Origin of the sequence: Sphingomonas sp. RIT328 (genome assembly GCF_000632225.1) — a bacterium.
Classification (GTDB): Bacteria; Pseudomonadota; Alphaproteobacteria; order Sphingomonadales; family Sphingomonadaceae; genus Sphingomonas; species Sphingomonas kyungheensis.
The window spans coordinates 74994-94632 of the sequence record NZ_JFYV01000053.1 but is presented as its reverse complement, the minus strand read 5'-3'; the positions used below and the strand labels follow the sequence as shown (position 1 = coordinate 94632).

The window sequence follows — 19639 nt, the reverse complement described above, 5'->3', positions numbered from 1 at the left end:
GCTCAGTTCGCGGCGCTGCTGCGCAGCCCGCTGTTTCCGTTGTTGATGCCGTTCGGGAAGAAGCCGCCCGCCGTCACCGATTTCGGATTCAGATAGACGATGTTGAGCACCTGCGCCGGGGTCCGGCTGAACGCGAGACCGTTGCTGTCGAGCGGCACGATGTTCGACACGGTGCCGGCGCTGCTGCTGCTCGTGGTCAGCCCCTGGTCGAGGTCGCTCGAACCGTCGACCGAATCGCGCAGGTTGGAGATGGCGTTCGCCGCGGTGATGTCGCTCTGCGCGGTGCTGATCGCCGGTGTCGCGATACCGCGGGCGTAAAGCGCGCCGCGGACGATCGCGGCATGATAGGCCTCGACCGCGAGGATGCCGGCGGCCGCCTCCAGATAGGTCTTGTTGTTGATCAAGGCGCCGGCCGCACCCTTGTAGGCGGTGACGCCGACGTCCTCGAAGACATAGGCCGCGATGAGGAAGCTGTCGTCATTGGCATAGGGGTCGAACCCCGCCAGCGACGGGCTGGTGCTCGAGGCCGCCGCCGCGAAGGCGCCGCCGCTCGATCCGGAAATGTCGATCTGCGGCATCGCCGCGATCAGCGAATCGCTGGTGCCGGTGCCGCGGATCGCGGCGCGCAGGAAGGTGACGTGGGCAACCTCGTCGGCGGCGATCTCGCGCGCATAGGCGGCGATGCCGGCGTCGCTGAACTGCACCTGGCGCGCCATGCCGGTGCCGCTGCCGGTCACCACCGAACCCTGCGTGCCGACGCCGCCGGTCAGCAGGTTGTTGGGCAGGCCGACGCCATAAGCGGCATAGCTGTAGAATTGCGCTTCGAGATATTCGAGGTTGAGCGCGAAGTTGAGCACGTCGACCTCGGACACGGCGGTTTGCGCCGCGGCCTCGCCGGTGAACGACATCGCCGCCGCGCCGGCTGCGGTCACCGCGGCCAGGCCCATCGCGTTCTTGAAGAATTCGCGGCGCTCCTCGCGCCGCCGGGCGCGCGCATCAAACGCCTCGATGATCTGCTGTGTCTCGGCCATCGGTAGCAACCTCCCTCACCGTGTCACGGTCCGCCGGTTACGCTCCCACCGGAGCGGGCGGCCGTCGGTCAGATACGTCGGTGCCATCCCGAAAGATGCGGCGACTCCCGCAACAATGTGTCTTTGTGGCAAAAAACATTCGCTTCGGTATCATTTGGGTCGGCGGACCATTGCCGGGCAGGCGACGGACGGTTAGCCTTCGCGCGTGTCATCCCCCGATCCCTCCTCCGCCAACGCCGCACGCGCCGCGCTGGTCGAGGCGCTGATCCGCACCGGTGATGCCGATCGCGACGCCTTCCGTACGGTCTATCAACTCACCTCTGCGAAGCTTTTCGGCATCTGCCTGCGTATCTGCGAAGACAGGCAAGGTGCGGAGGACGTGCTGCACGACGTATATCTCACCATCTGGCATCGCGCCGCCACCTATCGACCGGAACGGGCGAGCCCGATCGCCTGGCTGGCGACGATCGCGCGCAACCGCTCGATCGACTGGCGCCGTCGCCAGACGCGGGCGCGCGCCGCCCCGGTCGAGGCCGCCGACGCGCTCGCCGATCCGGCGCGCGCGCAGGACGAGACGCTGATCGCCGACGAATTGCACGGCCGCCTGCATGGCTGCCTCGAGGCGATCGAGCCGCGCCAGCGCAGCGCGATCCGCAGCGCCTTCTTCGGCGGGCTGACCTATGCCGAGCTGGCGCTGGCGCAGGCGGTGCCGCTCGGCACGATGAAAAGCTGGGTGCGGCGTGGCTTGCTCGCGTTACGGGGGTGCCTCGATGCCGCCGCCTGACGAACCCGATATCGCCGCGGCGGAGCTCGCGCTCGGCCTGCTCGACGGCGAGGAGCGTACCGCCGCGTTGCGCCGGCTGGCGCGCGATCCGGACTTTGCCGCGGACGTGGAGCGCTGGCGCGACTGGTTCGGCGCGCTGTTCGCCGACTGGCCCGAGGTGGCGGCGCCGCAATCGCTGGCGTCGCGGATCGAGGCGTCGCTGGACGGCAAGGCGGCGACGCCCGCCAACGACAATATGGCATGGCGCCGTCTCGCGCTGGTGGCGAGCTTTGCTGCGCTGCTGCTGCTCGGCGTCACCATGTTCGAGCTGCTGCGCCCGCTACCTGCCCCGGTGCAGATCGCGGTGCGCATGCCGGCGCCGGCCCCCGCCCCCTTGCTCGCCGCGATCGCGCCGACCGGCGGCGGGGCGCCGCTCGCTGCCGCCTACGATCCCGCCCGGGCGACGGTGCGGATCACCGGCGCGCTCCCCGTCCCCGCCGGACGCTCCGCCGAGCTGTGGGCGATCCGCGGCAAGGAGGCGCCGCGCTCGCTCGGCCTGGTGGCGGGCGGGCCGACGCGGCTCGTCGTCCCCGCGGCGGCGCGGCAGGCGATCGCCGCCGATACGGTGCTGGCGATCTCGATCGAACCGGTCGGCGGCTCACCGACCGGGCTGCCGACCGGACCGGTGGTCGCGACCGGCACGCTCACCGGCTGATCAGAAGGTATAGGCGAGCCCGACCGCCCCGAGCCACTGGTTGCGCGAACCTGCGACGCTGACCAGCGGACTGTCGGCGAAGCCGTTGAGCATCCGCACATAGGTGCCGCCGGCGACGATCTTGAAGCCGTGCAGCAGGTCGCCGGTCAGCGCATAGGTATAGAGGCCGCCGAGCGAATAATTCTTCCAGCCCGACCGCGCATTGTAGGTCGGCAGTCCGCTCGCCAGCGTCTGCGTCGGCGATACCGAGAAATAGGTGGTCGCATAGCCGCGGCCGGCATGTTCGGCCGAAGCGAACAGCGCCACCGCCATCTTGGTGCTGAGCGGGGTCAGATAACTGACGCTCGGCTGCCAGATGCCGCTGTCGTGCGCGCCGGCGACGTCGTGGCGATAGCTGACCGTCGCCGCGAGTTGATCGTAATCGCTGGTGATCACGCCGGTCTTGCCGATGCCGACATAACCGCCCAGTTCGATCGCGGTATCGACCTTGCCGAGCGCGCGGACGCGGGGATCGTCGATGCTCTTGAGGCTGCTGCGGTTGAAGTTGACCACGCCGATCGGGCCGGCCTGCACGTCCCAGACCGGACCCGGCTTGTCGCGGATCAGGTCGACGCTGAACCGGTTGCCGGCGATGATGAAGCCATAGCCCTTGATCGAGCCGACCGCGCCCGGCGCCGCGGTGAAGCGATAATCGTTCGAGCCTTCGTAGTCGCTGAGATAGACGCCGCCGGCGCCGACGGTGACGGTGTCGCGGTTGAAGTCGAAATCGGTCGGCCCCGGTGCGGCGGCCTCCTGCGCCTGGGCCGGGGCGGCGGTGATGGCGGCAGCGGCGAGCGCGAGCGGCATGAGAAACTTGAGCGACACGGCTACGGCTCCAAACCTGTTACGACGGCGTAACGCGGTGAACCGCTTTTGCTATCCCTGCCCGACCGATCAGAGCATGTAATGCATCTTGATCTGTTGCTGATTTGCATCACCGGTGATCGCGAAACGCGCGGCGGCGAAGCGCGGCGCGCCGAAACGGATCGGCGGGTTGCGCGAGAAGCCGAAGCCTTCGCGCGGGATGCCGGCGAAAGTGTCGAGCTTGCGATTGCCGTTCTCGTCGTGGATCACCGCGACGGCATATTGGCCGTGCGGCAGGCCTTCGAACCGCATCGCATGCGCATCGGCGGGTACCGAGCGGGTGATCGCATCGGCATCGTCGACGCAGGCCGGGAAATTCTCCGGGTCGGCGGTCAGGCAGACGCGCAGCATGCCCTTGGCCGAGCGCATCTGGCTGACCGAGACGTCAAGCCGGGCGATCGGCGCCGCGCCCAAGACCAGCGCGGCCGCCGGCACCAGCGCGGCGATCGCCGCCGCCCGCGACCTGCGCCCTGGCCCGCGCATGGCTGCGCGCGAAATCGCCGACGCCGCGATCGGTGCCGCACAGGCGATCCCAGAACCGGAAATAGAGCCCATAATTACACCCATAGAGTTCATGATGCCGCTGATGATGGCTGGCGGTGATCAACCAGCCCCCCAATGGCCCCCGCCACATGAACCGCGGGAAAACCTCCCAGCCCATATGATTGGTTACGCCCATAACCGTCATGATCATCAGCACGAAGCCCAGAGCCGAGACGTGGATCGGAATTGCCAGCACCAGTGCCGGAATTGCCACAGCACCGGTCAGCGCCTCGATCGGGTGAAAGGCCATCGCCGCCCAGGCGGTCGGCGGGCGGCTGGCGTGGTGGACGGCATGCGCCGCCTTGAACACCTTGGGCCGGTGCATCCAGCGATGCGTCCAGTAGAACCAGGTGTCGTGCAGCACGAGATAGACGAGGATCGAGACGGGCCAATACCATAAGGGATAAGCGTGGACATCGCGATAGACGCGCGTCCAGCCATGCGCCTGCCAGCCCCAGGCGAGCACGCCTGCCGGAATGCCGTAGATCGCCGCGGAGGCGAGGCTCCACGCCACCTCGCGGCGCATCTGCGCATCGAGCCCGCGATACAGGCCGGGATGCCGCAGCCGCGTCGCCGCCGCGAACGCGCCCGAAACGATCAGATAGCGCACGCCGACGATCAACGTCATCGCCAGCGCGGAGAGGGTGACGGCGAGCAGCATGGCGACGGATGTAGCGGATTTCCGTGCGCGGGGGCAGCGTTAATCGCGGACGCCGCGCTCCAGCACCTGCACCGTGCGGCCATGATAGGACGCCTCACGCACCGCTTCATAGCCCAGCTTGGCGGCGAGGCGCAGCGACGGCGCATTGGCGGGATCGATGATGCAGGTCGTCCGCGGTGCACCATGCGCCGCCGCCCAGTCGAGCGCCGCGGTCATCGCCTCCTGCGCATAGCCGCGGCCATGCTGCGCGGGTGCGAGCGTCCATCCCGCCTCCGGCCAGGCGAGCGGCGGCTCGATCGCGCGCCGCGATTCGAGCAGCCCCGCCTCGCCGACGAACGCGCCGTCATGCGTGCGCACCACCCAGCTGCCATAGCCGAACGCCTGCCACTGGCCGATGCTGCGCAACAGCCGCAGCCACACGTCCTCGGGCGGACGCGCGACGCCGCCGATCCGCATGTAGACGGCCGGATCGGCCCACATCGCCGCCAGCTCGGCCCAATCCTGCGGCCGGTGGACGTGCAGGGTCAGTCGGTCGGTGGTGAGCTGCGGCGGGGTCATCGTCGCTGGGGATAGCGCGGCGCGGGCGAGTCGAAAATGGCAGTTCTCGCGCGCGACGCTTTGCGGTAGGCGCAGCCATGGGCTCCACCATCCCTTGCGATGTTGCGATCGTCGGCGGCGGCCTCGCCGGCGGGCTGATCGCCCTCGCACTGCACAGCCGCCGCCCCGACCTCGACGTGCGGATCATCGAGGCGGCGCCGCATCTCGGCGGCGATCACGTCTGGTCGTTCTTCGGCAGCGACGTCGATGCGGCGGACCGCTGGCTGGTCGCGCCATTGGTCGTCCACGACTGGACCGGCTATGACGTCGCCTTCCCCGATCTCGCGCGGCCGATCGCGGCGACCTATCATTCGGTGACGAGCGAGCGATTGCACGCGGTGCTGCGCGCGCAGCTGCCCGAGCGGGCGTTCCTGCTCGGGCGCAAGGTGCTCGCCGTCTCGGCGACCGCGGTGGTGCTCGCCGACGGCGACCGCATCGCCGCCAAGGGCGTGATCGACTGCCGCGGCCCCGGCGATCTGTCGGTGCTCGACCTCGGCTGGCAGAAGTTCCTCGGGCAGGAGCTGTTGCTCCACCATCCGCACGGCAAGCCGATCCCGACGGTGATGGACGCGACGGTCGCGCAGATCGACGGTTATCGCTTCGTCTATTGCCTGCCGTTCGCCGACGACCGGATGTTCGTCGAGGACACCTATTACAGCGATACGCCGCAGATCGACCGCGCCGCGCTCGGGACCCGCATCGCCGCTTATGCCGCCGGCCGGGGCTGGCTGGTCGACAGCGTGATGCGGACCGAGGCCGGGGTGCTGCCGATCACGCTCGGCGGTGATTTCGAAACCTATTGGCGGTCGAGCGGCGCGCATGTCGCCAAGGCGGGGATGCGCGCCGGGCTGTTCCAGCCGACCACCGGCTATTCGCTGCCCGATGCGGTGCGGCTGGCGGTGGCGCTCGCCGGGCAGAGCGACCTGTCGGGCAAGGCGCTGGCGCGCTTCACGCATGATTACGCCCGTGCTGCCTGGAAGCGCGGCGCCTTCTACCGCATGCTCAGCGCAATGATGTTCCGCGCGGGCGATCCGGCGGAACGTTGGCGCATCATCGAGCGCTTCTACCGTCTCGACCCGACGCTCATCACCCGTTTCTATGCGGGGCGATCGAGCCTCAAGGACAAGATGCGGATACTGACGGGCAAACCGCCGGTGCCGGTGCGCAGCGCGATCCGCGTCCTGCGCACGACGGCATGGCGGTGAGCGGCAGCAAGGGGATGGACAGGATGAAGTCGGCGATCGTCATCGGCGCAGGATTCGGCGGGCTGGCGCTCGCGATCCGGCTGCAATCGGCCGGGATCGCGACGACGATCGTCGAGTCGCGCGACAAGCCGGGCGGCCGCGCTTATTATTGGGAGCGCGACGGCTTCACCTTCGACGCCGGGCCGACCGTGATCACCGACCCCGCCTGTTTGCAGGAATTATGGGCGCTGAGCGGACGCGACATGGCCGAGGACGTGACGCTCGAGCCGGTGACGCCCTTCTACCGGCTCAACTGGGTCGACGGCACCAATTTCGACTATACCAACGACGAGGCGCTGCTCCAGCGCGAGATCGGCAAGCTCAACCCCGCCGATATCGCCGGCTATCACAAGTTCCTCGAATATGCCGAGGGCGTCTATCGCGAAGGCTATGAGAAGCTCGGCCACGTCGCCTTCCTCGACTTTGCGACGATGATCAAGGCGGCGCCGGCGCTCGCCAAATATCAGGCGTGGCGGTCGGTCTATTCGATCGTGTCGAAATATGTGCAGAACGAGAAGCTGCGCGAGGCGCTGAGCTTCCACACGTTGCTGGTCGGCGGCAATCCGATGACGACCAGCGCGATCTATGCGCTGATCCACAAGCTGGAGCGCGACGGCGGCGTCTGGTTCGCGCGCGGCGGCACCAACCGGCTGGTCGCCGGGCTGGTCGCGCATTTCGAGCGGCTCGGCGGCACGCTGCGGCTCGGCGATCCGGTCGCCTCGATCGAGACGCTCGGCGACCGCGCCACCGGCGTGCGCTGCGCGAGCGGCTGGGAAGCGCAGGCGGATGCGATCGCCGCCAACAGCGACATCATGCACACCTATCGCGACCTGCTGAACAGTTCGCGCAGCGCGCAGCGCACCAAGGCGCGGCTGGAGCGCAAGAGCTATTCGCCGTCGCTGTTCGTAGTCCATTTCGGCATCAAGGGCACGTGGCCGGGCATTCCGCACCACATGATCCTGTTCGGCCCGCGCTATAAGGAACTGCTCGCCGACATCTACGATCACGGCGTGCTCGCGCAGGATTCCTCGCTCTACCTGCACCACCCGACCGTCACCGATCCGAGCCTCGCGCCGGAGGGGCATTCGACCTTCTATGCGCTGGCGCCGGTGCCGCACATGGGCAAATTCCCGGTCGACTGGGACGAGGTCGGCCCGATCCTCGAAAAGCGTATTCTCGACGAGGTCGGGCGGCGGCTGATCCCCGATATCCACGAGCGGATCGTCACCAAGTTCAGCTATGCGCCGCACGATTTCGCGACCGATCTGAAGGCGCATCTCGGCAGCGCGTTCAGCCTCGAACCGGTGCTGACGCAGAGCGCCTATTTCCGCGTCCACAATCGCGACGATCATATCCCCAATCTGTATTTCGTCGGCGCGGGGACGCATCCGGGCGCGGGCATCCCCGGCGTGGTGGGCAGCGCGAAGGCGACGGCAGCGCTGATGCTCGGCGCGCGCTAGGGGCGCTGCCCCCGCGCGCCGTTCGGGCTATGCGGATAAGGCCCGCTTCTCCCCGGACCGCATGCTGCCGGGGAAAATTGCCCTTCGGCAAGCTCAGGGCGAACGGTGGGGGAGCGGCGTGGCGCGCACCGCCCCCTGACCCCGTTCGGGCCGAGCCTGTCGCAACCCACCTCTCCCCGGGCGGGAGGCTGGTGGAAGCCTGACATCGACCCACCCGCGCGAACCGTTCAGCCGGCCGGCGGCGCGCCGGCTGTCACCCCGCCGTGCGGCTCGGCGTGTTGACGCCCATCGATTGCAGGTAGCGCTTCACGTTGCGCGCCGCCTGCCGCAGCCGCTGCTCGTTCTCGACCAGCGCGATGCGGACGAAGCCTTCGCCATTCTCGCCATAGCCGACGCCCGGCGCCACCGCGACCTGGGCATGGGTCAGCAACTGCTTCGAGAATTCGAGGCTGCCGAGATGCGCCACCGCCGGCGGCAACGGCGCCCAGGCGAACATCGACGCGCGCGGCGCTGGAATCTCCCACCCTGCCCGCGCAAAGCTCTCGACCAGCACGTCGCGGCGCTTGTGGTAGAGCTGGCGGTTCTTCTCCACGATGTCCTGCGGCCCGTTGAGCGCGGCGCAGGCCGCCGCCTGGATCGGGGTGAAGGCACCGTAATCCAGATAGGATTTCACCCGCGTCATCGCCGCGATCAGCTGCTTGTTCCCGACCGCGAAACCGATCCGCCAGCCGGCCATGCTGTAGGTCTTGCTGAGCGAGGTGAATTCGACCGCGACGTCCTTGGCGCCCTTGACCTGGAGGATCGAGGGCGTCGGATTGCCGTCATAATAGAGTTCGGAATACGCGAGGTCGGAGATGATCCAGACCTGATTCTCCTTCGCCCAGGCGACCAGCCGTTCGTAGAAGGCGAGGTCGACCGCCTCGGCGGTGGGGTTGGACGGATAATTGACCACCAGCACCGACGGCCGCGGCACGGTGAACGCCATCGCGCGCTCGAGGCTTTCGAAATAGGCTTCGTCCGGCGTCGTCGGCACCGCGCGGATCGTCGCCCCGGCGATGATGAAGCCGAAGGTGTGGATCGGGTAGGACGGATTCGGCGCGAGCACGACGTCGCCCGGCGCGGTGATCGCGGTGGCGAGGCTGGCGAGCCCCTCCTTCGATCCCATCGTCACCACCACCTCGGTCTCGGGATCGAGATCGACGCCGAAGCGGCGGCCGTAGTAATTCGCCTGCGCGCGGCGCAGGCCGGGGATGCCCTTCGACTGCGAATAGCCGTGCGCATCGGGCTTGCGCGTCACCTCGATCAATTTGTCGAGCACGTGCGCGGGCGGCGGCAGGTCGGGATTGCCCATGCCGAGATCGATGATGTCCTCGCCCGCCGCACGTGCCGCGGCCCGCATGCCGTTGACTTCGGCGATGACATAGGGCGGCAGACGCTTGATGCGGTAGAATTCGTCGGACATGGGTCACCTTATCGTTGACCCGGCCATCCTACGCCGCGGACGACGCTTTCACCACCTCTTCCGATGCGGCCGGTTCGAGCGCGTTGATCGCGGCGTGGACGCGTGCCTCGATCGCCTCGCGCCTCAGGCCGGACGGGATCACCTCGCCGATGCGGATGGTGACGACGCCGGGGCGTTTCGGCCCGTGCTTCGGCCAGACCGTGCCGGTATCGAGCGCGACCGGGATCACCGGCAGGCCGAGCGCGCGATACAGGCCGGCGAAGCCCGATTGCAGCGGCGGCTGCTCGCCCGGTGCGACGCGCGTGCCCTCGGGATAGATCAGGATCGAGCGGCCCTCGTCCTTCAACGCCTTGGCGGCGCGCATCATCGATCGCAGTGCGCTGGCCGACGCTTCGCGGTCGGCGATGATCCCGCCGTAGCGCATCGCCGCATAGCCCCAGAAGGGGATGCGGCTGAGTTCGCGCTTGATCACCATCGCCGGGCCGCCGAGCAGCAATTGCAGCTCCAGCGTTTCGAACATCGCCTGGTGCTTGGCGGCGAAAAAATAGGTGCCGGGCGGCACCTTCCCCTCCACCCGCACCCGGATGCCCATGATCGTCCGGTAGAGCAGCCGGTGCATCTGCGCCCAGATATGCGCGTGCCGCATCACCGCGCGCCGCCCGAACAGCGCCGATACTGGCACGCTCAGCACGATCGGCACCGACAGCGCATAGAACAGCATTGTGAACAGCAAGGTGCGCAACCGGTTCATCCCCCTACCCCCAGCCACAGCGCGACACGCCGCAGGATCAGCTTGTTGTATTCGTTGACCAGCGTCGCGAGCCGCGGCGTGCTGCGTACCCCGTCGCCGAGCACCAGTACCTGCGGCCCCATTGCCGCCGCCAGCTCCATCCGCGCGCGCGGCACGTGCCAGTCGGAGGTGACGAGGCGGACGGTGCGATAGCCGTGCGTCTTGACCCAGGCGGCGGTCTCCTCGGCGTTGGAGCGCGTATCGACCGCGTCGGCGCCGAGATCGATGCAGCAGCTGAACAGCGCCACCGGCGCCTTATATTCGCGCGCGAGGTCGATCGGCCGCACCCCCGGCGCGACGCCGGTGACGAGCATCCGCCGCGCCTGCCGCGCCTGGAGCAGCGCGATGCCGCGATCGATCCGTCCCGCGCCGCCGGTCGGCACGACGATCGCGTCGGTGGTGTTGGGCGCGAGCGGTCCGGGCAGCATCAGCATGAACGCCGCGAAGCCGAGGCACCAGGCGAGCGCCGCCAGACCGAACAGCCGGACGATCACAGCGACCGCCTGAGCGAGGCGACGACGGTGACGCGCGCCGCCGCCATCGCCAGCGCGACGAAGCCGACCGGCACGATCCCCAGCGCCGCCCAGTCCCCCGCCCCCAAGGCGATGCCGCCGAGCAGTTCCGACCCCAGCGCCGCGAGCCGCGTGCCGAGGAACAGCAGCACCGCCAGCGCCGCCGCGCCGCCGGCGACGCCGCCCATCGCCGCGTCGAGCGCGATCCGCCGCTGGAACAGCCGCGCGACCTGCACGTCGGTCGAGCCGAGCATATGCATCACCTCGATCGTCGCGCGATGCGTCTCGAGTCCGGCGCGCGCGGCGAGCACCACCACCGCGCCGGTCGCGGCGAGCATCAGCACGACGAGCGCGAAGGCGAGCCAGGTCAGCGTATCGAGGAAGCCGACGACCGGCGCCATCCAGCGTTGATGCTGGTCGATCCGGCTCGCCGCGCTGATCCGCCGCGCCGCGGCGACGATCGCGGTGGCGTCGGTGCCGGCGAGGTCGACGTCGATCATCGCCGGCACGGGCAGCTCGGCGTCCGCCCCGACATCGCCGAGCCACGGCGCGAGCAGCCGGGTCAGTTCGCCCCGATCGACCAGGGTTGCGCGACGCACCTGCGGCAATCGGCGCAGCGCCGCGAGCGTGCGTGCGGCGAGGGCGTCGCGCGTCGCCGGGCTGCCCTCGACGATCTGCACGGTCAGCCGCCCGGCGAGCTGGCGTTCGAGCGCGTCGGCCGACTGGCGCGTGCCGAGCCCGAGCGCGGCGGCGAGCAAGGTCAGGAACAGCATGATCGCCATCACCCAGGTCATCGCGCGCAGGCCCCCCGCCTCGTCGAGGACGCGTCGGTCGGCGCCGCTCATGCCTCGCCTCGCGGCGGCGGCGGGTAGCGCAGATGGCCGGTCGGATCGAGCAGCCGTCCCTTGTCGAGCCGCATCATATGCGCCCCCGGCACGCGGCTGAGCAGCTGGAAATCGTGCGTCGCGACCACCACCGTCGTGCCGAGCGTGTTGAGCGAGCCGAACAGGTGGATCAGCCGGTCGGCCATCTCGGGATCGACGTTGCCGGTCGGCTCGTCGGCGACGAGCACCTCGGGCCGGCCGATCACCGCGCGGGCGATGGCGACGCGCTGCTGCTCGCCGCCCGACAGCGTTGCCGGCCGCGCCTCGGCCCGGTCGCCCAGCCCGACCCAGCCGAGCATCTCGCGCACCGGCTGTTCGATATCGCCTTCAGGCACGCCGGCGACGCGCAGCGGCAGGGCGATATTGTCCCAGGCGGACAGGTGCGGCACCAGCCGGAAGTCCTGGAAGACGACGCCGATGCGCCGGCGGAAGCCCGGCAGCCGGCGGCGCGGCATCGTCACCGCATCCTCGCCGAACAGGCGGATGATGCCGCGGCTCGGCCGCTGCGCGAGATAGAGCAGCCGCAGCAGCGAGGTCTTACCCGCGCCGCTCGCCCCGGTGAGGAAATAGAAGGCGCCGGCGCCGAGCGTGAAGCTGATATCCGACAGGGTTTCCTGCCCGGTGCCATACCGCAGCCCAACATTTTCGAACTGCACGATATTTGCCATGCGCCTGGCCGCAACCGCTCCGTGTGACGAATTTCCGGGCGGCGCGACGCCGCGGCGGCAGCCTTCGCATGGCCGGCGCGTGGCTTCAAGCTTGCCACGCAGGCGGCCGACGTGCTTAGCAGTGCAGGCAATCCGGTCACCGGTCCGGCCCCCGTCCGTAAAGCGTTGCGCATGATCCTCGAATGTCCCGAATGCAGCACCCGATATCTGGTGCCCGACAGCGCGATCGGTACCGAGGGGCGAACCGTGCGCTGCGCCAATTGCCGGCACAGCTGGTTCCAGGATCCGCCGCCGCCCGAACCCGCGCCGCCACCGCCGCCGCCCGCGTCGGCACCTGCGCCTGAGCGGTTCGCCGAGGCCGCCTCTTATGCCGCCGCCGCTTATGCCGCGCCGGTCGCCGAGACCGAGCGGCCCGCCTTCCTCGAGCCGGCGGCGATTCCGCAGCCGCGCACGGCGATTCCCGAATCGGTGCTCCCGGCGCCCGACTATGACGCCTTCGCCGCGCGCCAGCCGTTCCGTGCCCGGCGCAACACGTCGAAGCGCTGGACGGTAATCGCGATCGTCGCCGGGCTGCTGATGATCGCCGGCGTCGCCGCGATCGTCTTCCTCGGTGCGCCTGGCCTGCTCGCGCAGATCGGGCTGCCGATCGGCACGCAGGAATCGCCGCTGCGGCTCAAGGACAATCCGATCGAGCGGCGCGGGCTGGAGAATGGCTCGGAACTGTTCGCGGTGAGCGGCCAGATCAGCAATCCCTCGACCGAGCGGCAGCGCGTGCCCGACATCCGCGCCGAACTGCGCGATGCGCAGGGCCGCATCGTCTACAGCTGGACGATCACGCCGCAGCAGCGCACGCTCAACCCCGGCGGCACGATCGACTTCAACTCCGCCAAGCTCGACGTTCCCGCCAATTCGAAGCGGCTCGAACTCAGCTTCGCCGGCGAAGCCGCCAACTGACCAGCGCGAACCGGCCGCCGTGCAGCAGCGCGGCGGCGACCATGCCGATCCCCGACGCCCAGACCAGCGCCATCGCGCCGCCGCCCTGCTGCACCAGCCACCAGCCGGCGCCGCCGGTGACGAGGAAATAGGCGATGATGCTGTTGATCCCCGCGGCGATCTGGTCGCCGAGGCTGCGCAGCGCATAGACCAGCACGATCTGGATGCCGTCGAACACGATGAACGGCGCCCAGCGCGGCAGCATCGCCGCGGCGAGCCGGTGCACCTCGATTGTCGCCGGGAACAGCGCGACCAGCGCCGGCGTCGCCACCGCGAGCAGCAGCGCGCCGATACCGAGCGCCGCCACCGCGAGCACCAGCGCGATCAGCGTCCGCCGGATCGCCGCCGCGGGCTGCCCCTCGCCCACCGCATTGCCCGCGCGCACGCCGGCCGCCGAGCCGAGCCCGAGCGCCACCGCGAAGGTGAGGTTGTGCATCGCGAAGACGATCTGGAAGGCATGCGCCGCCGCGTCGCCCAATTGCGTCGACAAAGCGATCAGGATCGAGAAACCGGCAAGTTCGAGCCCCGAGGCGATCGCCGGCACGATCCCGAACGTCGCCAGCCGCCACGCACCGCGCGGCACCGCCCGCCACGCCGCCGCATCGATCCGGCCTATGCCGCGCGCGGCGGCGCGCGGCAGCGTCAGCACGCTCGCCACCATCCCCGCCGCGCCGAGCAGCGAGGCGATCGCCGTCGCCAGCGCCGCGCCGACCGCCCCTAGCGCCGGCAGGCCGAGATGCCCCGCCGACAGCGCCCAGGCGAGCAGGCCGTTGACCGGCAGCACCGCGAGATTGACGACGGTAACGCGCTGCGGCCGGCTCACGCCTTCGAGGAAGAAGGCGGCGGCGACGGTCATCAGCTGGAACGGATAGGCGATTGCGAACGCCCGGACGACGCGGGCGCTCTCGTCGATCCGGTCGGCCGCGACGCCGACCAGCGCGAGCAGCGGCTCGGCAGCGACGAGGAACAGCCCGCCGATCGCCAGGCCGAGCAGCAGCCCGAGCGCCAGCCCCTCGCGAAGCACCGCGCCGGTTCGCGGCAGGTCGCCGGCGCCGTCCGCGCGCGCCGCCATCACCAATACGCCCGACAGCCAGGCGAGTCCGGTCACGATCCCGACGAAGCCGAGCGCCCGGCTCGCCCCCAGCGCCGCCACCTGCTCGGTCGAGACGAGGCCGACGACCATCACGTCGGTGACCTGCAACAACGTCCAGTTGAGGCTGGTCAGCACCACCGGCCAGGCGAGCGCGAGCAGCCGTCGCGTCTCGGCAGGCGTGGTCAGGGGGAGCGAAGCCGTCATGCGACGGGCGCTACCCGCTCCGCATGACAGCGAAAAGCGCAGTCCCATGAAAAAGGGGCGTTGCGGACCGGCAAACCCTTTGCTAGGGGCCTGCGCCTGCCAGATGCCGGCTCAGCCCGGTGTTCTTCACGTGCGGCCGTGGCGGAATTGGTAGACGCGCAACGTTGAGGTCGTTGTGGGCGAAAGCCCGTGGAAGTTCGAGTCTTCTCGGCCGCACCACTCTTCACGCAGAGAGAAACGCCCGCGCCCCATGGGGTTGCGGGTTTTTTCTTGTCTTATTGGAAAATGTTGCTGATCTGTTCTCGTCGCAACGGGGCGGAGCGACGATATGCGGGTGTCGATCGAGGCGAAACGGCGGGCCTATGCGGCCTGGCTGAGGACCGGACGGTGGCCGGTGATGCGGGGGACCGACGGGACGGAATGGAAGTTCAATCCGTATCATGACCCGAAGGATGGCCGGTTTACGACGGCCGGTGGTGGAGGCGGAGCTGGCGGCTCTCGTCAGTCGGTAAGAGTGACGAGCACGTTGCAACCACGTCAGCTATCTTCAAAATCAAAAACTGACATTCTCGCCGGACCCCGGTTAATCGCGAAGGCGATCGATACTGCTGCTAAAACTGAGCTCGACTTTGCCGATGGAGTCAGCGACGGCGCTTACGACGCTGTAAAAGGCACAGTCACCGCCACGATTGCGTTCGCCAAAAATCCTATCTCGGCAACCCGAAATAACAACCTCGCCTTGGCTGGGCTAATCGATAGCGCGATAGCTGCCGAGGACACACCCGCTCGTATCCAAATAGCTCGCGCGGCGGATCGTATTCGCCATACAAATGCACATGAAGTTGGATATGTTGCTGGCAACATTGCAGCGGGTGCCGCCATCAGTCGAGCCACAGGTTTGGCCATTGGCAAGATATCGGCGATAAGAAAAGCGCGATTACCACAGCGGCTACGACCAGAGTTTCCTCCGCCCGAGTACAAGTGGGTGAAGGAGCGTTTACGACCAGGAGCGCCGCAACGCTATAATGACGGCGCACCGAATGCTCGCCCCGGATATGCCCCGGCCCTTACCAGGAAACTGCCGAACGGCGGTAAGAGGCTCGTTAAGTTCGATGGCATTCAAGCCGACTGGCCAGTCGATAGAAAGCATGGCATATATTTTTCGAAAAAGTCGGTCGACCAAGCCATTCGGCAATCGCACGCCCTGGCGGAGCACAAAATTACCGGGCTTTGGGAAGTGCCAGACGATTATCAAAAATCCCAAGCCCTTAAGCTGCTTAATAAAGCAAACGTTAAAAATATCAAAGTAAGGGTTGCGAAACCATGACGATGCTTCCAATCGCTCGCCTTATCGCTAACTTTTTACTCAACATAGAGCTGACCGACGAGGGGACCATGCATCCTGACGACGCATGTCAGATTCTTGAGCAGGCCGCTCACGATCTTTCATTAATTGACAAAGCGTGGCTCGATCAACTGACCCAAGCCTTTGCCGAGATAGCGACAGAATATCCTGACGACCAAGCGGAATTCGTGAGAAATATTCCCGCTAACTTCTATCATTCCGACCCGGACGGCGGCGGCGGCGAGTAGGGTCGGAGGCCGGCTTTCACCGTCTCCGCGCCACCCTACCCCGCCCCCATCCGCCGCAAATAGGCGGTCACCGCCGTATAGCCACTGTCGCTCAAGGAAATTTCCATACGGCGGCGGTCGACCGGGTCGATCACTCGATCGATCAGCTTGAGCTTGTGGAGATGGTCGATCCATCGTTGCGAGGTGGTCACCGGCGCGCTGGCGCTGCCGACCAGGGTCTTGACGTTCATCGTCCGCCGCTCCTCGTGCGCGACGAACAGTGCGAGCAGCATGTCCCAGGCGGGTTCGTGGAACAGCTCGGCGGGAAAATGATCGAAGCGCGCCAGCCGCTGGGCGAGCAATTGCTTGGCGAGCTCGCGCGCGTCGAGCGGCGTCGCGGGCTGCGCCTCGCCGGTGCCGGCCGGGGCGGCGTGGAGCCGGTCGGCGCGGGCGCCGAACTCCACCGCGATCGCGGAGAGCTGCGTCGTCAGGTCTTTGACCAGTCCCGCGATGGACTCAGTGGGCACGTCGCTTTCCCCGTGCGTCGTTGATAGGCAGGAAGTACCATCTGTTTCTGAAATAATGCAATCAGCTTAATGACATGGATGGTCACGCCGCGCATCGGGCCGAGCCGTGCGCGCAGCGACGGCGCCTTGGGTGGGAACACCGCATCCAAGTCGCGTCCCCGCGCGTTTAACGATGTACGAAATTGTGCGCGTAACCAAAGGATGCCGGTGGTCGCCTACCTCAATGCAATCGGCACCGCCGTGCCGCCCCACGACGTGCATCAGCATTTCATCGATTGGGCGAACACCCGCGTCACGCCGGAGGCGCGCGGCCTGTTCCGGCGGATGACCGCGCGCGCCGGGATCAGCCATCGCTGGTCGGTGCTCGGCGGGACGGACGGCGGCAGCGCGATCGATCCGGGCGGCTTCTACGGCGCGGCGCTGCCCGGCACCGCGGCGCGGATGCGGCTCTATGCCGCGGAGGCGCCGGCGCTGGCGCTGGCGGCGATCGCCGCACTCGGCGACCCGGTGCCCGAGGGGATCACGCATCTCGTCGTCGCGAGCTGCACCGGCTTCGTCGCGCCGGGAATCGATCAGATCATCGCCCGCCGGCTCGGCCTCGCCTCGTCGGTCGAGCGGCTGCTGATCGGCTTCATGGGCTGCTACGCCGCGGTCGTCGCGTTGCGCAGCGCGGGGCATATCGTCCGCTCGCAGCCGGCGGCGCGCGTCCTCGTCGTCACCGTCGAACTCTCGTCACTGCATTTGCAGGACGACAGCGAGGTCGCGCCGCTGCTCGCGATGCTCCAGTTCGGCGACGGCGCCGCGGCGGCGCTGGTCAGCGCCACCCCCGCGGGGATCGCGCTCGGCGAGCCCTTCGCCGCGACGCTCACCGAGAGCGAAGAGCTGATCCGCTGGACGATCACCGACACGGGCTTTGCCATGCACCTCGACGGCGCGGTGCCGGGTCGGATCGGCGACGCGCTCACCGACCCGGCGTTCGTCGCGGCGGTGACCGGCGGCCAGGCGCCGGACTCGCTGTTCTGGGCGGTGCATGCCGGCGGCCGCTCGATCCTCGATGCGGTGCAGAGCGGACTGGCCCTGCCGAAGGAGGCCCTCGATCCGTCGCGCCGGGTGCTTGCCGATTATGGCAATATGTCGTCGGCGACGCTGATGTTCGTCCTCGCCCGGCTGCTCGCCGCGCCGCCGGACCAGCCCGAGGGCGTGGCGCTCGCCTTCGGTCCCGGCCTCGCCGCCGAGGGCCTCGCGTTGCGGATGGTGCGATGAGCCTCGCGGCCCGCGCCGAGGCCGAGGAGCTGATGGACGCGGACGACCTGCCCGCCGACGTCTATGCCGCGGTCGTCGCCGACCTCGCCCGCGTCAACACGGTGACGCTCGCGGCGCGGCCGACGCTCGCCTTCCTCGACCGGGTCGCGGCGGGGGCGACGCACCTGCGGGTGCTCGACGTCGGCTATGGCGATGGCGACATGCTGCGGCGGATCGTCGCCTGGGCGGCACGGCGCGGCATCAGCGTCGACGGCGTCGGCATCGATCTCAACCCACGCAGCGAAGCCGCGGCGCGGGCGCATAGCCCGGCCGGGCTCGGCATCGACTGGCGGACCGGCGACTATGCCGATTGCGCCGGCGAAGGCTGGGACGTGATCCTCTCCAGCCTCGTCGCGCATCATATGACGCACGATCAGCTGATCGCCTTCCTGCGCTTCATGGAGGCGGAGGCGGCGCGCGGCTGGCTGGTCAACGATCTCCACCGCCACGGCTTCGCGCATGCCGGCTTTCCGCTGCTCGCCGCGCTCGCGCGCTGGCATCCGATCGTCCGCCACGACGGCAGGCTGTCGATCGCGCGCGCCTATCGCCCCGCCGAATGGCCGCCGCTGCTCGCCGCGGCGGGGGTCAGCCACGCGCGGGTGTTCCGTGCCTTTCCGTTCCGGCTATGCGTCGAACGCCGGCGCTGATCGTCGGCGGCGGGCCGGCGGGATCGGCCGCGGCGATCCGACTCGCCCGCGGCGGCACCGCGGCGGTGCTCGTCGAACGTCAGGACGATGCGGATGCCTTGTGCGGCGGCTTCCTCAGCTGGCGCTCGCTCGACCGGCTCGCTGCGCTGGGCGTCGACGCCGACCGGCTCAATCGGGCGCGGCTGACCGAGGTGACGCTGTTCGCCGGCGATCTGATCCGCGAGGCGCGTCTGCCGCGGCCCGCGCTCGGCGTCTCGCGCCGCCGGCTCGATCGCGTCCTGCGCGACGCCGCCGACCGCGCCGGGGCGGTGATCGAGACAAGCCATGTCCGCGCGATCGACGGCACGACGGCGCAGATCGGCGAGATGGCGATCACCGCCGACGCGCTGTTCCTCGCCACCGGCAAGCATGACGTCCGCGGCCTTGCTCGCCCGGCCACGGCGCGCGGCAGCGACCCGACGCTCGGACTGCGCCTGCGCCTGCCCGCCTCCCCGGCGCTGTCCCGTACGCTCGCCGGACGGATCGAGCTGCATCTATTCGATCGCGGCTATGCGGGGATCGCGCTCCAGGAAGACGGCAGCGCCAATGTCTGCATGGCGGTGCACCGGTCACGCCTGCACGCGGCGGGAAGCCCGGCGGAGCTGCTCGCGCTGCTCGCCCAACAATCGCCGCGGCTCGGCGACCGGCTCGCCGGGCGGGACCCGGCGGGGCCGATCGATGCGATCGCCAATGTCCCCTATGGCTGGCGGCAGCGGCACGGCAGCGCGGGGCTGTTCCGCCTCGGCGATCAGGCCGGCGTCATCCCCAGCCTCGCCGGCGAGGGCATGGGCATCGCCCTGGCGAGCGGCGTCTCCGCGGCCGATGCCTATCTGCGCGGCGGACCGGCGGCGGCCGCGGCGTGGCAGCGCGATTTCGCGCGCAGCCTGGCGCGGCCGATGGCGGTGGCGGGGATGGTCCGCCGGCTTGCCGAATCACCGTGCGCCGCGGGCGTGCTGCGCTGGTTGCCGCCGGCCCTGATTCAGGTGGTGGCGCATGCCACCAGAATGGCCCCATGACAGTTGACGCGAC

General features: G+C 68.9%; 22 protein-coding genes and 1 tRNA gene. 11 read left to right on the top strand and 12 right to left on the bottom strand.

Translation table 11 applies throughout. The features are described from left to right. Window positions 1-2: 2 nt before the first annotated feature. Window positions 3-1031: a ferritin-like domain-containing protein gene (locus BW41_RS17260; protein ID WP_037535997.1), complete on the bottom strand. Its 1029-nt coding sequence runs from the start codon at window positions 1029-1031 to the stop codon at window positions 3-5. Window positions 1032-1236: 205 nt separating this feature from the next. On the opposite strand from BW41_RS17260, the gene BW41_RS17255 reads away from it, so the two are divergent. Beyond that, on the top strand, window positions 1237-1815 hold the full coding sequence (locus tag BW41_RS17255) for a sigma-70 family RNA polymerase sigma factor (protein ID WP_037535995.1): 579 nt from the start codon (window positions 1237-1239) through the stop codon (window positions 1813-1815). Further along, the gene (locus BW41_RS17250; protein WP_037535993.1) at window positions 1802-2509 is read left to right on the top strand and encodes an anti-sigma factor; all 708 of its coding nucleotides are present in this window, start codon (window positions 1802-1804) and stop codon (window positions 2507-2509) included. The genes BW41_RS17255 and BW41_RS17250 overlap by 14 nt, the downstream gene beginning before the upstream one ends. On the opposite strand, the gene BW41_RS17245 is transcribed toward BW41_RS17250, so the two are convergent. The 4 genes from BW41_RS17245 to BW41_RS17230 form a co-directional block, all read right to left on the bottom strand. Continuing rightward, window positions 2510-3355 carry a MipA/OmpV family protein gene (locus tag BW41_RS17245; protein WP_200870463.1) on the bottom strand — a complete coding sequence of 282 codons (846 nt, stop codon included), beginning with the start codon at window positions 3353-3355 and terminating at the stop codon, window positions 2510-2512. Between the two features lie 87 nt (window positions 3356-3442). Then, complete coding sequence (locus BW41_RS17240; RefSeq protein ID WP_443027653.1) at window positions 3443-3826, bottom strand: DUF2141 domain-containing protein; 384 nt, start codon at window positions 3824-3826, stop codon at window positions 3443-3445. Then, a complete protein-coding gene (locus tag BW41_RS17235) occupies window positions 3798-4616 on the bottom strand; it encodes a sterol desaturase family protein (protein ID WP_037535987.1) in 819 nt (272 codons plus the stop codon). Before BW41_RS17235 ends, BW41_RS17240 begins: the two co-directional genes overlap by 29 nt. A gap of 39 nt (window positions 4617-4655) precedes the next feature. Further along, the gene (locus BW41_RS17230) at window positions 4656-5174 is read right to left on the bottom strand and encodes a GNAT family N-acetyltransferase (RefSeq protein ID WP_037535985.1); all 519 of its coding nucleotides are present in this window, start codon (window positions 5172-5174) and stop codon (window positions 4656-4658) included. A gap of 77 nt (window positions 5175-5251) precedes the next feature. On the opposite strand from BW41_RS17230, the gene crtY reads away from it, so the two are divergent. Both crtY and BW41_RS17220 read left to right on the top strand, forming a co-directional pair. Continuing rightward, on the top strand, window positions 5252-6418 hold the full coding sequence (crtY, locus tag BW41_RS17225; protein ID WP_037535983.1) for a lycopene beta-cyclase CrtY: 1167 nt from the start codon (window positions 5252-5254) through the stop codon (window positions 6416-6418). Between the two features lie 23 nt (window positions 6419-6441). Beyond that, window positions 6442-7917 carry a phytoene desaturase gene (locus tag BW41_RS17220; protein WP_037536182.1) on the top strand — a complete coding sequence of 492 codons (1476 nt, stop codon included), beginning with the start codon at window positions 6442-6444 and terminating at the stop codon, window positions 7915-7917. A 253-nt stretch (window positions 7918-8170) separates the two neighbouring features. On the opposite strand, the gene BW41_RS17215 is transcribed toward BW41_RS17220, so the two are convergent. Genes BW41_RS17215 through ftsE form a run of 5 tightly spaced genes read right to left on the bottom strand, consistent with a single transcriptional unit; the run spans window position 8171 to window position 12233 of the window. Next, on the bottom strand, window positions 8171-9379 hold the full coding sequence (locus tag BW41_RS17215; RefSeq protein WP_037535982.1) for an LL-diaminopimelate aminotransferase: 1209 nt from the start codon (window positions 9377-9379) through the stop codon (window positions 8171-8173). A 28-nt stretch (window positions 9380-9407) separates the two neighbouring features. Further along, window positions 9408-10130 (bottom strand): lysophospholipid acyltransferase family protein, encoded by a 723-nt coding sequence (locus tag BW41_RS17210; protein ID WP_051583645.1) that lies wholly within the window; start codon window positions 10128-10130, stop codon window positions 9408-9410. Further along, window positions 10127-10663, bottom strand: coding sequence for a YdcF family protein (locus BW41_RS17205; protein WP_037535980.1), 537 nt, complete (start codon window positions 10661-10663; stop codon window positions 10127-10129). The genes BW41_RS17210 and BW41_RS17205 overlap by 4 nt, the downstream gene beginning before the upstream one ends. Continuing rightward, complete coding sequence (locus BW41_RS17200; protein ID WP_037535978.1) at window positions 10660-11526, bottom strand: cell division protein FtsX; 867 nt, start codon at window positions 11524-11526, stop codon at window positions 10660-10662. Before BW41_RS17200 ends, BW41_RS17205 begins: the two co-directional genes overlap by 4 nt. Then, a complete protein-coding gene (gene ftsE, locus BW41_RS17195; RefSeq protein WP_037535976.1) occupies window positions 11523-12233 on the bottom strand; it encodes a cell division ATP-binding protein FtsE in 711 nt (236 codons plus the stop codon). Before ftsE ends, BW41_RS17200 begins: the two co-directional genes overlap by 4 nt. A 171-nt stretch (window positions 12234-12404) precedes the next feature. Between ftsE and BW41_RS17190 the strand changes: the two genes are divergently transcribed. Further along, window positions 12405-13187: an MJ0042-type zinc finger domain-containing protein gene (locus BW41_RS17190; protein WP_037535974.1), complete on the top strand. Its 783-nt coding sequence runs from the start codon at window positions 12405-12407 to the stop codon at window positions 13185-13187. Here the strand turns inward: BW41_RS17190 and BW41_RS17185 are convergent. After that, complete coding sequence (locus BW41_RS17185; RefSeq protein WP_037535972.1) at window positions 13159-14523, bottom strand: MATE family efflux transporter; 1365 nt, start codon at window positions 14521-14523, stop codon at window positions 13159-13161. The two genes, BW41_RS17190 and BW41_RS17185, sit on opposite strands and share 29 nt — an antisense overlap. 132 nt (window positions 14524-14655) lie before the next feature. Between BW41_RS17185 and BW41_RS17180 the strand changes: the two genes are divergently transcribed. The 3 genes from BW41_RS17180 to BW41_RS17175 all read left to right on the top strand — a co-directional run bounded on the left by BW41_RS17180 (window position 14656) and on the right by BW41_RS17175 (window position 16116). Then, a tRNA-Leu gene (locus BW41_RS17180) sits at window positions 14656-14742 on the top strand. Window positions 14743-14851: 109 nt separating this feature from the next. Further along, a complete protein-coding gene (locus tag BW41_RS21125) occupies window positions 14852-15850 on the top strand; it encodes a hypothetical protein (RefSeq protein WP_152542395.1) in 999 nt (332 codons plus the stop codon). Continuing rightward, window positions 15847-16116 (top strand): hypothetical protein, encoded by a 270-nt coding sequence (locus BW41_RS17175; RefSeq protein ID WP_051583644.1) that lies wholly within the window; start codon window positions 15847-15849, stop codon window positions 16114-16116. The genes BW41_RS21125 and BW41_RS17175 overlap by 4 nt, the downstream gene beginning before the upstream one ends. A gap of 35 nt (window positions 16117-16151) precedes the next feature. On the opposite strand, the gene BW41_RS17170 is transcribed toward BW41_RS17175, so the two are convergent. Beyond that, complete coding sequence (locus BW41_RS17170; RefSeq protein ID WP_037535971.1) at window positions 16152-16622, bottom strand: hypothetical protein; 471 nt, start codon at window positions 16620-16622, stop codon at window positions 16152-16154. 126 nt (window positions 16623-16748) lie between these two features. Here BW41_RS17170 and BW41_RS17165 point away from each other — a divergent pair, with 126 nt between their 5' ends. Genes BW41_RS17165 through BW41_RS17155 form a run of 3 tightly spaced genes read left to right on the top strand, consistent with a single transcriptional unit; the run spans window position 16749 to window position 19626 of the window. Next, entirely contained in the window at window positions 16749-17885 is a 1137-nt protein-coding gene (locus tag BW41_RS17165; protein ID WP_443027655.1) for a type III polyketide synthase, read from the top strand. Next, the gene (locus tag BW41_RS17160; protein ID WP_037535967.1) at window positions 17882-18571 is read left to right on the top strand and encodes a methyltransferase domain-containing protein; all 690 of its coding nucleotides are present in this window, start codon (window positions 17882-17884) and stop codon (window positions 18569-18571) included. The genes BW41_RS17165 and BW41_RS17160 overlap by 4 nt, the downstream gene beginning before the upstream one ends. Continuing rightward, window positions 18550-19626 carry an NAD(P)/FAD-dependent oxidoreductase gene (locus tag BW41_RS17155; RefSeq protein ID WP_037535965.1) on the top strand — a complete coding sequence of 359 codons (1077 nt, stop codon included), beginning with the start codon at window positions 18550-18552 and terminating at the stop codon, window positions 19624-19626. Before BW41_RS17160 ends, BW41_RS17155 begins: the two co-directional genes overlap by 22 nt. Window positions 19627-19639 lie beyond the last annotated feature (13 nt).

Bases quoted from the DNA above. Each gene is read 5' to 3' on its own strand.
- BW41_RS17260 (WP_037535997.1), bottom strand. From the start codon at position 1,031: ATGGCCGAGACACAGCAGATCATCGAGGCGTTTGATGCGCGCGCCCGG.
- BW41_RS17210 (WP_051583645.1), bottom strand. From the start codon at position 10,130: ATGAACCGGTTGCGCACCTTGCTGTTCACAATGCTGTTCTATGCGCTG.
- BW41_RS17245 (WP_200870463.1), bottom strand. From the start codon at position 3,355: ATGCCGCTCGCGCTCGCCGCTGCCGCCATCACCGCCGCCCCGGCCCAG.
- BW41_RS17155 (WP_037535965.1), top strand. From the start codon at position 18,550: ATGCGTCGAACGCCGGCGCTGATCGTCGGCGGCGGGCCGGCGGGATCG.
- BW41_RS17230 (WP_037535985.1), bottom strand. From the start codon at position 5,174: ATGACCCCGCCGCAGCTCACCACCGACCGACTGACCCTGCACGTCCAC.
- BW41_RS21125 (WP_152542395.1), top strand. From the start codon at position 14,852: ATGCGGGTGTCGATCGAGGCGAAACGGCGGGCCTATGCGGCCTGGCTG.
- ftsE (WP_037535976.1), bottom strand. From the start codon at position 12,233: ATGGCAAATATCGTGCAGTTCGAAAATGTTGGGCTGCGGTATGGCACC.
- crtY (WP_037535983.1), top strand. From the start codon at position 5,252: ATGGGCTCCACCATCCCTTGCGATGTTGCGATCGTCGGCGGCGGCCTC.
- BW41_RS17235 (WP_037535987.1), bottom strand. From the start codon at position 4,616: ATGCTGCTCGCCGTCACCCTCTCCGCGCTGGCGATGACGTTGATCGTC.
- BW41_RS17175 (WP_051583644.1), top strand. From the start codon at position 15,847: ATGACGATGCTTCCAATCGCTCGCCTTATCGCTAACTTTTTACTCAAC.
- BW41_RS17190 (WP_037535974.1), top strand. From the start codon at position 12,405: ATGATCCTCGAATGTCCCGAATGCAGCACCCGATATCTGGTGCCCGAC.
- BW41_RS17220 (WP_037536182.1), top strand. From the start codon at position 6,442: ATGAAGTCGGCGATCGTCATCGGCGCAGGATTCGGCGGGCTGGCGCTC.
- BW41_RS17185 (WP_037535972.1), bottom strand. From the start codon at position 14,523: ATGACGGCTTCGCTCCCCCTGACCACGCCTGCCGAGACGCGACGGCTG.
- BW41_RS17200 (WP_037535978.1), bottom strand. From the start codon at position 11,526: ATGAGCGGCGCCGACCGACGCGTCCTCGACGAGGCGGGGGGCCTGCGC.
- BW41_RS17215 (WP_037535982.1), bottom strand. From the start codon at position 9,379: ATGTCCGACGAATTCTACCGCATCAAGCGTCTGCCGCCCTATGTCATC.
- BW41_RS17250 (WP_037535993.1), top strand. From the start codon at position 1,802: ATGCCGCCGCCTGACGAACCCGATATCGCCGCGGCGGAGCTCGCGCTC.
- BW41_RS17160 (WP_037535967.1), top strand. From the start codon at position 17,882: ATGAGCCTCGCGGCCCGCGCCGAGGCCGAGGAGCTGATGGACGCGGAC.